10 protein-coding genes are annotated in these 15,291 nt (G+C 37.4%); 2 read left to right on the forward strand and 8 right to left on the reverse strand.

Annotated elements, in window-relative coordinates; translation table 11 throughout:
- Positions 1 to 24 precede the first annotated feature (24 nt).
- The gene (locus ACZLO7_RS18995) at positions 25 to 792 is read right to left on the reverse strand and encodes an alpha/beta fold hydrolase (protein ID WP_464938280.1); all 768 of its coding nucleotides are present in this window, start codon (positions 790 to 792) and stop codon (positions 25 to 27) included.
- Positions 793 to 914: 122 nt separating this feature from the next.
- Between ACZLO7_RS18995 and ACZLO7_RS19000 the strand changes: the two genes are divergently transcribed.
- Both ACZLO7_RS19000 and ACZLO7_RS19005 read left to right on the forward strand, forming a co-directional pair.
- On the forward strand, positions 915 to 1,727 hold the full coding sequence (locus ACZLO7_RS19000) for a Cof-type HAD-IIB family hydrolase (protein ID WP_464938279.1): 813 nt from the start codon (positions 915 to 917) through the stop codon (positions 1,725 to 1,727).
- Positions 1,728 to 1,748: 21 nt separating this feature from the next.
- A complete protein-coding gene (locus ACZLO7_RS19005; protein ID WP_464938278.1) occupies positions 1,749 to 2,606 on the forward strand; it encodes a DegV family protein in 858 nt (285 codons plus the stop codon).
- Between the two features lie 48 nt (positions 2,607 to 2,654).
- Here the strand turns inward: ACZLO7_RS19005 and ACZLO7_RS19010 are convergent, their stop codons facing one another.
- From ACZLO7_RS19010 to ACZLO7_RS19040, 7 genes are all read right to left on the reverse strand, one after another.
- Positions 2,655 to 4,133, reverse strand: a complete 1,479-nt coding sequence (locus tag ACZLO7_RS19010; RefSeq protein WP_464938277.1) for an alpha-amylase family glycosyl hydrolase — start codon at positions 4,131 to 4,133, stop codon at positions 2,655 to 2,657.
- Between the two features lie 543 nt (positions 4,134 to 4,676).
- A complete protein-coding gene (locus tag ACZLO7_RS19015; RefSeq protein ID WP_464938276.1) occupies positions 4,677 to 5,051 on the reverse strand; it encodes a YisL family protein in 375 nt (124 codons plus the stop codon).
- Between the two features lie 133 nt (positions 5,052 to 5,184).
- Complete coding sequence (locus tag ACZLO7_RS19020) at positions 5,185 to 6,087, reverse strand: fumarylacetoacetate hydrolase family protein (RefSeq protein ID WP_464938275.1); 903 nt, start codon at positions 6,085 to 6,087, stop codon at positions 5,185 to 5,187.
- A gap of 39 nt (positions 6,088 to 6,126) precedes the next feature.
- Positions 6,127 to 7,317 carry a DUF418 domain-containing protein gene (locus ACZLO7_RS19025; RefSeq protein WP_464938274.1) on the reverse strand — a complete coding sequence of 397 codons (1,191 nt, stop codon included), beginning with the start codon at positions 7,315 to 7,317 and terminating at the stop codon, positions 6,127 to 6,129.
- Positions 7,318 to 7,329: 12 nt separating this feature from the next.
- On the reverse strand, positions 7,330 to 11,052 hold the full coding sequence (addA, locus tag ACZLO7_RS19030; protein WP_464938273.1) for a helicase-exonuclease AddAB subunit AddA: 3,723 nt from the start codon (positions 11,050 to 11,052) through the stop codon (positions 7,330 to 7,332).
- Entirely contained in the window at positions 11,009 to 14,545 is a 3,537-nt protein-coding gene (gene addB / locus ACZLO7_RS19035) for a helicase-exonuclease AddAB subunit AddB (RefSeq protein WP_464938272.1), read from the reverse strand. The genes addA and addB overlap by 44 nt, the downstream gene beginning before the upstream one ends.
- A gap of 123 nt (positions 14,546 to 14,668) precedes the next feature.
- Positions 14,669 to 15,289, reverse strand: a complete 621-nt coding sequence (locus ACZLO7_RS19040) for a TVP38/TMEM64 family protein (protein WP_464938271.1) — start codon at positions 15,287 to 15,289, stop codon at positions 14,669 to 14,671.
- Between the last annotated feature and the right edge of the window lie 2 nt (positions 15,290 to 15,291).

Consider the following 15,291-nt stretch of genomic DNA (forward strand, 5'->3'; position numbering starts at 1 on the left):
ATATATCATAACAAATGAAACGACTTATGCCAAATGGTCTGCAAGCCATTTCGTAGCAGCAAGCATCCCTGGACGTGATACTTTATGCCCTGCTTGTTTATCAACAATGAAAACAAGATCTTCAGGGTGGTCTGCATAATCTGCCTGTATACTTTCATAAAATTGATATGCAGGTGTAAATGGAACCATATGGTCTTTCTTACCGTGCCAGAATAACACTGGGCGGTTTGCCATCGATTCAGGATGCTTTGACATATCAAAGTAGCTAAGTGTTTGCTCCATTTTTTGAAGCTCTTCATCTGATATTGGAATTTTGAAACCTCGTTCTTCAAACTGAGCCATCTGAGCTTTCGAAAGCTCCACATAACCAGGTGCACCCATCATAACTGATGCTGTTTGAATCCATGGGTATACACGTAAGCAACCTAATGTAACAATCCCACCCATAGAAGTTCCTGCTAAACCAATCTTACCTGCTGGCAGCAAACCTTTTTCTATTAACTGCTTATGTAAAAAATCAACTTCTTCAATTGAAGTTAAGACCACTTCCCAAAAACGTAAACTAAGTTGAATTTCATCGAGTCCTTCATCTCGCTCACCATGCAAATATGCATCTGGCAATAGTACTCGAACGCCTTTTTCAACTAGTTTATACGCATAGTGCAAGTTATGTTCACTCGCACTCATAAAGCCATGGAGAAAAATGACAACCGGTGATGCTGATGTTACGGTCTTTTCATCATAAATGTGAAGTAACGGAATTTTACCCCACTGTTCTTGTTGAACCTTCACTGAATTCACTCCTTGATAGTTTATCCTAATATCGTAACAAAAATTTTTCACGATGACAAAGTTTTGACGAACAAGTAAGATTAACGATACACTCTATTATAGTAGGAAAGGAGTTTTTTCATATGGTACAACCTCATTTGATTGTTTTAGATTTAGACGGTACACTTTTAACCGACAAGAAAGTTATTTCTGAGAAAACAAAACGCACTTTGCTACAGGCAAAAGAAGAAGGTCATCAAGTTATGATTGCTACTGGAAGACCCTATCGTGCGAGTAAAATATACTATCAAGAATTAGGTTTACATACACCAATCGTCAACTTTAATGGAGCCTTCGTACATCATCCAACCAACACCTCTTGGCAAACACTTCATAGCCCAATAGAGTTATCAGTTGTAAAAGATGTAGTGGAATCCATCAACCATTATGAAATTGAAAATTTAATCGCCGAGGTTATGGATGATGTGTATGTTCAATACCATGATCAAAAAATCTTAGATATTTTAACTATGGGCGAACCAAAAGTAACGACAGGTATTTTACGTGATTATTTAAAAGATAATCCTACAAGCCTTTTAATTCAGGCTAGCTCTTCTAATGTACCCTTAATTCGTCAACATTTAGCTGATACAAAAGCCGAGCTAATCGATCACCGTCGCTGGGGTGACCCTTGGGAAGTCATTGAAATCGTTCGTCGTGGCATGAATAAAGCTGTCGGACTATCCCATGTTGCCAAAGACCTACAAATACCTCGTGATCGAATAATTGCATTTGGCGACGAAGACAACGACTTAGAAATGATAGAATATGCAGGTATTGGCGTTGCAATGGGTAATGGTATTGGCCAGCTCAAAAACATTGCAAATGAAATAACACAAACCAACAATGAGGATGGTATAGCTAACCTCCTAATCGACCGACTAAACTTAAAATAAACTACACTAGGAGGTATATAAATGAGAATCTATGCAGATAGCGCTTCTGATTTACCTAAATCTTTTTATGAAGAAAATAACGTCACACTAATCCCATTAAGAGTTCATATGAACAACCAAGAATATGCAGATGTCACGGGAGTTGAGGTCTTAAAAGTATATGAATTTATCCGTCAAGGCGGTCAGCCAAAGACTTCTCAAGCATCTCCTGAATTGTTTTTAGAACTATTCGAAGAGCTAGCAAAATCAGGTGAAGAAGGACTTTATATAGCCTTCTCATCTGAATTATCTGGTACATACAGCACTGCTGTAATGATCTACCAACAGGTAAAAGAACAATACCCTGATTTAAAATTAACGATTGTAGATTCTAAATGCGCCTCATTAGGATACGGTCTAGTTGTAAAGGAAGCTGTTCGCCTTCGTGAAGCAGGTTTAAGCATAGATGAAATAACAGAGAAAGTTCGTTTCAACGCACAACATATGGAACACTTCTTTACAGTAGAAGACTTAGATTATTTAGCACGCGGTGGACGCGTTTCAAAAGCAAGCGCATTTATCGGTGGCTTACTAAGTATAAAACCATTACTTCATGTTGAAGATGGTAAACTCATACCGATTGAAAAACATCGTGGACGTAAGAAAGTAATGAAACGTATACTAGACAAGATGGAAGAAACAGGTGACCATTTAAGTGATCAAGTAATTGCTATTAGTCACGGTGATGATTTAGCTGCTGCTGAAGAGATGAAAGCCATGATTATGGACAAATTCCAGCCTAAAGCCGTCGAAATCCATTTAATCGGTTCTTCTGTTGCATCACATGCAGGTCCTGGTACATTAGCTATTTTCTTCTTAAATCAACAACCCACAGCTTAAAATACAAAATCCCTTAGAGATTACTTACACTCTCTAAGGGATTTTATTTTAGTTATTTTTTGCTTTTCGATTTTTTTTACTTCTACGTAAAACTAATACGATAAATGTTATGAATAGTGCATAGACAAAACCTAATGAAATCATATATGAGACATTAAAGCCTTTATGGTCTTTTACTTGATAGAGTTCGACAATTTCACGATCAACCACTAACCGATACTTACCATCATCATTCGGACGTACAATATCATTTTCAAATAAACCACGTAGCTCTTTGTTTTCTCCAATGATATCTTTACCTAAATCGATATGTTGAGTACTCTTTGTGTTATTCACAACGACAATCCACTGCTCTTCATCAGAAGAACGTTCGAATACAATAAAGCCATCTTTATTCTCTAATAGTTTAAAGTCACCAGTACGAAGTGTCTCTGATTTATTACGAACAGATTGAACGTCACCAATATACGAAACGATATCATCCTTCGTTTTAAAATCAAATACTGCATGTGATTCAGGAGCTTGCTTACCATTTTGTGCAATTTCTGTACCATATGTCATTACTGGTACACCAGGTAAAGTAAACATTGCCGCCATCGCTACTTTAATACGTGTAGGTGGATACATATTTTCATTTGCAGAAGCAAATGTGAAACGAGAGCTATTTAAACTATCTAACATAATAGCTGAAGGTTTTTCTTCATCACCTTTTTTCATTGTGCCTAGTGGCTGTTCAACTTTTGATGAATCCAAATCGACATTTTTGAAAATAGATTGATAAATATCAATAGTCTCTTTATTTATAGACATATCAAAATTTGCATCGCTGTCTTCTGAAGATAAAACATAGATATCTTTATTAGTATTTTTTAACGACTGAATCATTTCATTTAAAAATGATGTATTACTATTGCCTAAATTAGTTAAGCGAATACCATCGATATCGTACTTCTCCGCAAAATCAGTTGCTGCATTGATTAATTCCTCTTGTACCTGAGGATTATCTGTTTTCCAATTAATACGGCCGTTATCAGCGGTATCGTACCAATCTGAATTGGCTTTATCTGTAGCCCAAACGTGATTTTCACTAACATTACTTAGCGGAAAATCAACCATTAGCTTCATCTTGCCTTTATGAACATCAGCCAGTAAAGAATTAAATTCTTTTGCTGTACCAAAATGACGATCAATATTTTTGTAATCTACAACTGAACTTCCATCATAAGATTCAGTCGAAAAAATCGACCCAATCGATAGAACAGTGAAACCCATATCTTGAATATGCTTCAACTTAGTAGCAATCCCTGAAAGGTCACCACCAGCAAATTCATTTTGATCTCGAGCATCTACATTATAGTCATTTTCGACCGATGAATTAAAATAACGATCCACTAAGAGATCATAGATACTTTCGTCTTTAATATTATGCGTCACTTCAGTCTCTGCCTTCGCAATAGGTGCAACCCCCATTGTCGTAGCCAAAAGAGCTGACGCAACTACTGTACTAATCCACTTTGCAACGTTCACTTATAGTCCTCCTCTGCAGAACTGTCCAACGTAATTTTACCAAACCCCCACCCTCCCCGCTACGCTTTAACACCAAAAACAAACGAAAGCCGAACAAATTCGACAAAAATGTGAATTTACTTTAATGCTGAAGGCGCTTGTTTAGCTGCGACAGGCACTGGAGGGCTCGAAACAAAAGCGTCATTTCAGCTTTTGTCAGAGAGAACGAAGTGACCCGAGCAGCTAGCGCCTGAAGCTGGACATCTGGATTTAATGCTGAAGGCGCTTGTTTAGCTGCGACAAGCACTGGAAGGCTTGAATATTCCTCAAAAAATTGATTGTTGCGCTAACTTCATTGATTGTTGCACTAAGCGCCTTGATTGTTGCGATAAAGCCGATGATTGTTGCATTATCTTCATTGATTGTTGCACTAACTATACTGATTGTTATTTAGCAGAATATTCACGTCCTAAAAACGAGAGTTTTTCTATTAATAAAACATCTTTTCAAACAAAAAACAGCCACACAACGGAATCGTCATGTGGCTGTTTTTCTTGCAAGTTATTAAGCTAAGAAATGCTGACCCATAGGTAGTTTAAATCCTAGGAACATAGTGATTAATAAGAATACTGCAAATAGGATCCAGAACATAGTTGTTGGTTTGCCTTTTGCTTTTCTCACTAATACCATTTCCATCATACCGATCACTAAAATACCACCAATAAATTTGAAGCCATAAAGCATACCCATATCAAAACCCATGCCTTTAGCAAATAATGCGCCTCCAGTAAGGATGATTAAAATATAGAATACGCGTAAAATCATATGTGTTACTTTTTGTCCTTTAGTACCACTTTGCATAGCAGCAGAAACTAGGAACAAGATAATCGCGATTACCCAAGTTGCAATGTGTAGATTAGTATTTGCAAAAAAATCCATTATTACCCCACCTTAAATAGTATTAATAATCATTTATATCCTATCATGAGGTGGTAAACTATACAAATATAACAGACCGATGGAAAATTACCCACCGGTCTGTCATAATATCTATAAAATTCTATTAAGTTTATTATTCGAAGCGATTTACTAGAGTTCCAATACCTTCGATTGACACTTTTACTACGTCACCAGATGCTAAAAATGTTGGCGGATTCATACCTTTACCAACACCTGCTGGAGTACCCGTTAAGATTACGTCACCAGGTTCTAAAGTTACTAATCTAGAAATCTCAGAAATGATTTCTTCAATTGTGAAGATCATGTCTTTTGTTGAACCATTTTGACGAATTTCATCATTCACTTTTGTAACGATTGATAAAGAATCCGGATTTGGAATCTCATCTTTTGTTACTAAATATGGACCCATTGGACAAGCACCATCTAAGCTTTTCCCTAAGAAAAATTGCTTATGTTTTGCTTGTAAATCACGTGCAGTAATGTCATTAGCAATTGTGTAACCAAATACATAATCATATGCTAGTTTAGTAGGGATGTTCTTACCCTTTTTACCAATAACAACTGCTAGTTCGCCTTCATAGTCAAGTGATGAAGTGACGTCTGCATGTGCAGAAATCGTTTGTTCATCTGCAGCAATTGAAGTTGGCGCTTTAGTGAAGATCATTAAATTTTCTGGAGCAGATTCAGCGCCCATTTCTTTGGCGTGATCTTGATAGTTTTTACCAACACAAATAATATTTTTCGTTGTACGTGGAATTGGTGCTAACCACTCAATTTCAGTAAATGCATATTTAAATTGCTCTGGGTTTTCTGACTTCTGTGCAGCTTCTACAAGTTTACGAGATTGTTCTACAAACTCGAAACCAGCTGTCATTCCCTCTACAATTGTTGTAGCGAAAGAAGGTAGTACTTGAAGAACTTGTTGAATCGCTAAAACATCCCATACAGCTTCTTCTTTTTTTACTTTCGGACCAAAACTTACTACATCGTTATAACGAAATGATAAAATTTTCATAACATTGGCACTCCTTCTTTTTTTTCAATGATACATTAATTATCGACCAATTTCCTCTTTTTTCTCTAACATTTTTCCGTAAGTTAATCGTTTCCATACTGCTTCAACCGGCCCTTGCTTAAATTTAAGGAACCAAAGCTCAGCAAATACTAATTGCAGAACAAAAATCCCTACAGCTAACCAAGTAACGGTATCGACACCGATTTTACCATATAATCCTAATCCATAGTGATAGAAAATGAATGTTCCGATAATAGATTGCATTAAATATATTGTCATCGACATGCGGCCTGCCTTTGCTACAGGGAACAAGATTTTTATGAATCCCGGAATTTGGCATATTAAGACGATTAGACCCGCATAACCTATCGCAAGTATCGGTCCACCGAATGAAACTTGGACATAGTCAAGGAAAAGATTACGCTCTAAGTTATATGGCAACATTTTAAGCGCAACCCCAACCGGTATGGTAATAGCAGTTAAAACAATCCAAAATACTCGTTTTTCCTTTGCACGTTCAACAAGTTGCCATTTGGATGCAGCAGCTCCTAATAGCATATAAGGTAAAATTGTAAACAACGCTGCTATCCACATACCTGGAGAAGCCTGTACTTGTATATCTGCTACTCGCTGCATGAACGCCTCTGTCCATGAACCAGAACCGTATGCTGCAATTGCACTTTCAATAGCAGCTATATCAACAAACTCTGATAGATCAGTAGAATCTTCCACAAATGATGCTAATCCCATTAACATTACTAAGAAGCCCTGTACTATTCCATATAGCGCTACACCAATTGTTATTAACCACACTGGTTTCAAGCGTAACAAGATTAATAAGAAGAAACCACAAAATGCATAAGTCATTAAAATGTCGCCCCACCAAATAAGGAAGGCATGTAACAATCCAATGCCAAATAACACCGCTAAACGCTTCGAACCAATTTTATAGAAGTTGTCTCCTATATTTGTTGCTTTCGTAAATTGCATCGCTAGACCATATCCAAATAACATTGAAAATAGCGGATAAAAGCTACTTTGCACAAAAATATCTAGCCACTGATGATATTCTTTATCTATTGGTGTTTCAAACCAAGTTTTTAAATCAATATGTGGTAAAGGAGTACTAAATGCAAACATATTTACTAAAAAAATACCTAGCAAACTAAAACCACGTATTATGTCGAGTGTATCAATCCTTTTTTGCATAGGTGTTGCTGTTAATTTCAAAACCATTCACTCCTATAATTCAATTGATCGCTGTGCGTCAAATGCATAAATTAATTTTTCTGCAACAGTAATCCTTAAAGTTTCTTCTAGTGCCTTTTTATAAAGCTTCAACTGTACATCGTAACGTTCCTTCATCTCTTTCTGTAAGCCTTCATCCGTTTTCATCATTCCATTAATACGGTCTGTTTTATAGTCGAGTAATATCCATTTGCCATCTTCTTCTTTAAACAAACAATCGACAATCCCTTGCACAATTTGTGAATCACCGTCTTCATCAGTAATACTAAAAGTAAATGGCGTTTCTCGATAAAGTTCCACTGCATTCATAAAGCGTTGCCCCGCAGGTGTAGAAAAGAAACCTATAATTTTTGGTGCCTGCACAGCTGTCCCCTCTTCTTTCGTCAGGAGTTGGCGGTCAACAAGTCCTTGCACAAAAACATCAACTTCCTCGATTGAATGCAAACCTTGCTGTGGTATATGTTGCATTACCGTATGCATAGCTGTTCCAATTTCGGCAGCAGTTAACGAACGTTGTTGTAAAAAGTTTGGTCTTTTCGACACTTGCTGCAGTTTTTTGGGAGCATTCCAAAAAAGTTCAGGTTGCTCCGATTGTTCTAAAGTTTGCAGACGTTTTAGCTCACTAACAGAAGTTTTAGATCGTTTTGCTATCGCTCTATCATACGCATACGCTGTATCAAAACGCTTTTTAATTGTTGTTAATAATCCCTCATCTACTTGAGCAGACTTTTTGGCATCTTCAACAACCTCTTCTTCTATTTCTGCTACTTCTAATGGCGCTTTAAAATGCTCTGCACCTATAACTTGAACTTTCCACCTCGATAATTCGTTTACCGCTTTCTGATCTCCATCATTTAGACATCGGTCATAGTCTGGGTGTCTCGCTAAAGCAGGACCAATCCAATCTAAATAACTTTTTGCTAATGCTCGGACATGATCAGGCAGCATTTCCCCTGCAGTTAATAGTTTAGCGTCTTCCCAAACAGCTTTTGTCTTATCCCAATTTTTCACTGTACCAACTAGATAAAGATGTTCTTTTGCTCGTGTCATCGCAACATAAAGAACGCGCATCTCTTCTGCCTTCAACTCAAGCTTCTTTTTCTCTTGCATTGCAAGGAATGGTAGCGAAGTATATTGGATACGTTTTTCAGGGTCAATCATTTTCACCGCTAAGCCAAATTGTTGGTCAAATAAATAAGGTAAATTGAAATCCATTTTGTTAAACTCTCGACCTAATCCTGCTACAAAAACATAAGGGAACTCTAATCCTTTAGATGAGTGAATCGTCATTAAACGCACAACATTTTCCGTTTCACTAATAGCACGAGCCGTTCCTAAATCATCACCACGTAGTCGCATACGATCTACGAATCTCAAAAATCGAAACAGCCCACGGAATGAAGTCTTTTCATACGATAATGCACGATCATGAAGAGCACGTAAATTCGCTTGACGCTGCTTGCCATTAGGCATTGCACCAACCATTTCATAATAATTTGTATCAATATATACGCGCCAAATTAATCCTGCTAGAGAACCCCTGCGTGCTAAATCACGCCAATCTTCATATTGCAGTAGGAAACGTTGTAACTTTTCAGCAGTACTAGATTTTAGACCAGTCCCTTCGATGCGTACAAATTGTTTCAACGCATCATAAAAAGGTGCTTTAGGGTCAGCTAAACGAATTTTTGCTAACTCATTCTCTGTTAGGCCAACAAATGGCGCTCTTAGTACAGACGCTAATGGAATATCTTGATATGGATTATCAATAACTCTTAATGTATTTACCATTATCATCACTTCAAGTGCTTCAAAATAGCCTTTAGACAACTCTGCATATAATGGAATACCTGCCAGCTTAAACTCTTCTGCTAGGTCACCCGACCATGTCATCGAGCGCATTAATATGACAATATCACGATATTCTAAAGGGCGTTCTGTGCCTTTCTTTGTATCATAAACCATTTGTCCAGAATCCATTAATTGCTTAATTTTCTTGATCATGTAGCGTGCTTCTTGTTGAGATTTTTTTAATTCTTCTTCGGCTTGCAGCTCTGAACTGACCTCCACTTGACTATCATCAGAGTCCTTAGTGACTTCATCTTCTGATTGGTCTGTATATAAGACGGTCAATTCAATAGGCGCTTCTTTTTCATTATAAGGAGCTTGCGGCTTTAACGCTGCAGCTTCGTCATAATTAATCTCTCCGACTTCTTCGCCCATAATTTGTGAAAAAACATAGTTTGTACCGTGTAAAACCTCTGGTCGACTTCTGAAATTTGCATTTAAGTCAATTTTCATACCTGTATCTATTGGTTCTTCTTCAAATGCCAGATATTTATTTAAAAAGAGTGTTGGCTCTGCTAATCGGAAACGATAAATAGATTGTTTCACATCACCAACCATAAACATATTGCCATCCGCTTCTCCACCACTTTTCACAAGCTGTAAAATGGTTTCTTGAAGCTTGTTAGTATCTTGATATTCATCAACAAGTACTTCATTAAATTTTTCTTGATAGCTAAGTGCTACTGCTGATGGGACAAGTTTTCCATCTATTTCATCCGTTAGAATTTGCAAAGCAAAATGTTCTAAGTCGGAAAAATCCACAAGGCCTTTTTCGTTTTTTGCTGCAGCATATTTTTGACTGAAACTTGAAGCAATTTTCACTAGTGTTTCGAGTATAGGCTTCATTAAACGAATCTCTTCTAGCAATCTATCTGGTCGTCTTGTGAAATATTGTTTTTTAGCAGTGTCAAATAAATCCTTCGCTTGCTTACGTTTGTTTTGAGCTAAAGCTTTTAGTTCTAAATCACAATCCATTTTCTTCGTAGAAATTCTAGCCCAGCTTACGGCATGGAAATATTCGTACGCCTCTTCCCACGAACGTTCATGTAAAAATGCACGTGCCTCAGTTAATAAAATAAAATCTTTCTCAGCTGTTTCACCATAAGCTGAAGGTCCGTTTGGTTCTAAGCTTAGTTCTCGCATGTCTTTAATAAGTGCATATGCAGCTTCAATAGCGTGACTAACCGAACGCTTAATTATATGACTGATTGGCAACTCATCAATTGATGTAATACCGTTAAGGTCATATTGGTCTGGTAGGGATTCTAGCCATTTCTTTGGCTCTGGATTAACACGTGACATATCATATAACTTATCAATTAACGTCTCAATTGCCTGGTCATCTCGATCGGATGTGAAACTGTCAACTAAACGGTAAACATCGTCAACTTGGTCACTGTTATAAGCTTCTTCTAATACCTCAGCTAAAGTATCATCTTTTAACAGTGCAGCTTCTGTATCGTTTGCAATTCTGAAGCCAGGGTCAATATCTAATAAATAAGCATATTGTCGAACAATATTTAAACAAAATGAGTGCAATGTAGAAATTTGCGCTTTATTTAACAAGCTTAGTTGTCTTCTAAGATGCTTTGAGTCTGGTTGATTAGTAATTGCTTTTTCAAGCGCTTCGGCCATACGATGACGCATTTCAGCTGCAGATGCATTTGTAAATGTTACAACTAATAATTCATCAACATCGATTGGATTATCTGTTGAGATAACCTTTTCAATCATTCGATTGATCAATACAGCGGTTTTTCCTGAGCCCGCTGCTGCTGATACTAAAGTATCTTGACCAGTAGTCCAAATTGCTTTCCACTGCTCATCAGTCCAAGTTGCTGTCGCCGGCTTCACAGGAATTGTCAACATCTACTCTAGTCTCCTTTCGAATTTGCTCTATAACATCTTCTTTTTTACCGATTGGTTGTAAGTATCGATAATGTTGATTTGCATCTGTTGTATCAAATTGACACACACTCTTAAATGAACAATATTCGCAAGCGGTACGTGTTTTCATACGGTAAGGACTTATATCAGTATGTCCTGCTAAAATGCCCTCACCAGCCTGTTGATGCTTGTGACGTACAAAATTCCGCAGATGTCCCATATCTTGAGTCGATATAACTGAAGACATTTTTGGAGAAACAGTGCCATCCTTTTTACCCACATAAACTGGGACAATTTGTGAATGGCCCCCTTCTTCAAGTGCTTCATCCATGTCAATCAAAGTCTCTCTATCATCTAATAAAAGACCTTTCATTTTAAATTCTTTCAATCGTTCAATCTCCGCTTGTTGCCCATCCAAATTATCATGAGGCTTTAACATCGGATTGTGGACATGAATATATAGCACACCACCAGCTTCTGAATGCAATGGTAACCATGCCTCAGAGTTTTCAACAGCTACATCTAAATAAGTGAGCATTTGTAAAGATAGACCATAATATACATCATTTAAATCTAGTTTTTTCGCAGAAGATTTATAATCTACAACGCGAATATACGGTTTGTCACTGATTGTTGTAGCATCTACTCGGTCAATTCGACCGCGCATTTGCATTTTCTTACCTCCATCTAATTTAATCATCAGAGGTGGTAAGGGTTCTCCTGGTCCAAATGCAGCTTCTAAAGCAATCGGTTTGAAATTTGATACCCGTGCATGTTGACTTAAAGAAAGCATTGTTCTTTGCACGATTAATGTTAACTTTCGTTGAATGTATCGATAACGAGACGTACTCATTAATATTTGGTGATATAATAATGGGGAAATTTTATCTACCGCTCTTTTCGCTAAATCAGCACACTGCTCTGGGTTTAACTGACCCCATTTTATATTCTTCTCATGTGTTTCCTCTGAAATCCATTTTAATGCGGCATGGAATAAGTCTCCGATTGTCGGTGTTTCAAGACGATATTCCGCGCGCTCTTCAAGTCGTAAACCATAAGTAGAAAAATGAGAAAACGGACAACCATAAAACTTCTCAATACGTGAAACACTAGAGGTAAGCGTTGAGCCATATAAAGCATCAGTGATATCCGGTGTAAGTTGCTCTGCTTTATTTAGTACTGTTAATGGGCGCATTAGACGCTCTAGAATATCTGACCAATAAGGATCCTTTTCATAATATGCCCTCAATGCACGCCATTCAGGTGATAGCTCTTTTCCATGCTCCACTTGTCTTAGTTGCATCATTAAATAGGCTAAAGACGTATTAGGGTGATTAATATAAGGGAGATCCGATAGCTCTGATAAAGCTTCAGTTGGATCCATTAACGCTCTTGTAAATGGCGTATCTGGAATAAGTTGCTGTAATTTCTTCACATATAGTGATGGTAATAACGCTTTACTTTCTTCATCTGCAATAGCATAACTAACAACAAGTTTATCAGACGCCATTGTTAAGGCACGATAGGTGATGAATGATTCTTCTAATAATCGTGTTTTAGATGTTGGTGCGAGCTCCATTCCAAGCTGCATAAACCATTCACGTTCTGAATCCGATAGCAGCCCTTCATGGTCCATACGTTGCGGATATATCCCTTCATTCATACCAATTACGAAAACAGCTTTCATATTTGTTAAACGAGATAAGTCTGCCGTTGCAATCGTCACTTGGTCTAATGATGGTGGGATACGCGAAAACTCTAAAGTATCAAAACCTTCTTCTAACGTGTGTAGTGCTTCTTCTAATGTCATTTCTTGTTCACCGAACATCATGACAAATTGATCTAGTACGTCTACCCACTGGTTCCAAGCCTGTTCATGTTCGCTTGCAGCTAAGAGTTGACCCTTGTCTATTTCTTTATCTTTTAAAGCTTGTAGTTTTTCATAAACTGAAAGATTCTCAATAAAATTAAACAGAGCTGTTGCGATATCGCGACCCGTTTGGCAGCTAGCTAATTGATTTTCTAACTCTTTTAAAGGTTCTCTCACTTTACTACGAGCTGCTTCAATTTCTTGCTGGAAGGCACGCTCTTCATCTGTTTGGTTTTTCGTTAAAAATTCTAGTCCACGGTACTTTTTATATAGCCAGCGATCCTCATCAAACCAGCGCTCACCATAAATGCCTTGCGCTATAACAAAGTTTTCTAAACGGTCTGCTCGCTCCCGCCAAACTTGTAAGTCCGCATCTACTGGGAAAAACAAATCCGTTTTTACTGCACGGAAAATAGGCTCGTACTTCCAATCCGATTGGATAGCCTCCAGGGCCGAGCGACTAAGTTCTATTAACGGATGATGGAGCATTGGTTTTTTTTGACTCACAAAGACCGGGATATCATATTGAGGGAAGATTGTAGAAAATAACGGATCATATACATCTGCTTGACGATACAAAATAGCCATATCACGATAACGAATGGCGTCATTTTGTATAAATCCCCTAACTTTTCTAGCAATTGCATGTACTTCAGCACGGCGATTAGCTGCTTCAATGATCTCAAAATTACCCGAAGAATTACTTATTGCATCATTAAGTGAATTAAATTTTTCTTCTATAAATTTTAAATCATTTTTTTGAAAACGTTGAGTTGTTTGGCAATGTACAGTCGGCTCTACTTCAATACCTTCTTCAAATGCTAATTCTTTTAAGCGTACACTTGTCCGAGCAGATTGATAAAATAACGCCTGTTCATCCTCTGCATCAGCATCTGACTCCATAGGTAAGACAACAGTAACTCTACGCGCTACTTTTAAAAGTTCTTGCACTAGTTCGAATTCTCGTGTCGTGAATGCTGTAAATCCGTCAATATAAATGTCTGCAGATTGGATCATTTCCGAATCCTTTAGCTGTGCTGTTAGTAAAGGGAAGTAACCTTCACTATCAATATATGTAGTACCTAACCGCTCTTCTAAAGCTGCCAATAATAATTGCAGATCATGTGCCTTATCGCGCAATGTCTGTGGTGCATTCAAACCTTCAAAATCTGATATAAGCGCTTCTAATGTATTGCTATCTAAACTATAGCGATTAAATTCTTTTAACAACGTTTCCATCTCATCTGTAAAACCTCGTTTTCCAGCTGCTTGACGGAACAATGAAAACTGTTCTTTATTATCCTCTAGTAAACGTTTGATGAGCATTCTATAGCCAAAGCCGTTAATCTCTTGTCGGCTAATGCCACCAGTTTCTTGCAGAACGCGCCACGCTAAACGCTTAAAGGTCGTAACTTGCGCTCGTATAAGCCCTGATACACCGTAGCGATGTGTTAAATCATATTCAGAAGAAAATGACATTTGGTCAGGAACAAGTAAGAATATTGGTGCTCCTATCGACTGCTCCTTTATAATATCAACTATTTCATGATGAATAAGCGTTGATTTTCCAGAGCCTGACCTTCCGGAAACGATACGCAGTGACATTCTAACTCCTCCTCTTTCAATGACGGTAAAAAATCCGACTACTTTTATTATTTATGTTAACCTTAAATAAAATAAGAACACTTGTTCTATTTTATATTAAAAATAGCACAATGGCAAATTACTTCACTTTTTATTTGCTCGGGAGACACTTCTCATATCTTCCTCTACTTTAGCATTTAGATGTCCTTCAACCTTTTTCCCACCCCACCACATAACTCCTATCAATATTACAATTATACCAGTACGAATAGGATCTGTTATAAGTGCACTTAAATCTGAGCCAATCCAACTAATCAAGAAAATCATAACAAGTTTTGAAGCCATTACTGTAAATAAATAATGATGGCGTTTTAAACTGGATAAGCCTGCAACAATATTGACAAGTGCTGATGGTGTAAAAGGGAAACATAATAATAAAAACAAGGGAGTAAAACCCTTTATTTCAACCCAACGGATTAATCTTTTCACCGTAGCACTGTTTGTCACAAAGTTCAATAATTGACTTTGCCCATACTTTCGTACGACCAAAAATACACAATAAGAACCTAACACCGCTCCACTCCAAGAGAGTAAAAAACCAATCCATAACCCATATGCACTGGCATTTGCAACAACGAAAGCAGCTAATGGGAGAAATGGCAAAAATGCTTCTATAAACGGTAGTAAGATGCCAAGAAGCGTTCCAAATAATCTATATTCTGTTGCTAATGCATGAAAATTTTCTAATGTTAACCAATCCGGCATGT

The sequence above is a fragment of the Viridibacillus sp. d25.2 genome, from assembly GCF_055456015.2.

Bases quoted from the DNA above. Each gene is read 5' to 3' on its own strand.
- ACZLO7_RS19015 (WP_464938276.1), bottom strand. From the start codon at position 5,051: ATGGATTTTTTTGCAAATACTAATCTACACATTGCAACTTGGGTAATC.
- ACZLO7_RS19005 (WP_464938278.1), top strand. From the start codon at position 1,749: ATGAGAATCTATGCAGATAGCGCTTCTGATTTACCTAAATCTTTTTAT.
- ACZLO7_RS19000 (WP_464938279.1), top strand. From the start codon at position 915: ATGGTACAACCTCATTTGATTGTTTTAGATTTAGACGGTACACTTTTA.
- addB (WP_464938272.1), bottom strand. From the start codon at position 14,545: ATGTCACTGCGTATCGTTTCCGGAAGGTCAGGCTCTGGAAAATCAACG.
- addA (WP_464938273.1), bottom strand. From the start codon at position 11,052: ATGTTGACAATTCCTGTGAAGCCGGCGACAGCAACTTGGACTGATGAG.
- ACZLO7_RS19040 (WP_464938271.1), bottom strand. From the start codon at position 15,289: ATGCCGGATTGGTTAACATTAGAAAATTTTCATGCATTAGCAACAGAA.
- ACZLO7_RS19020 (WP_464938275.1), bottom strand. From the start codon at position 6,087: ATGAAAATTTTATCATTTCGTTATAACGATGTAGTAAGTTTTGGTCCG.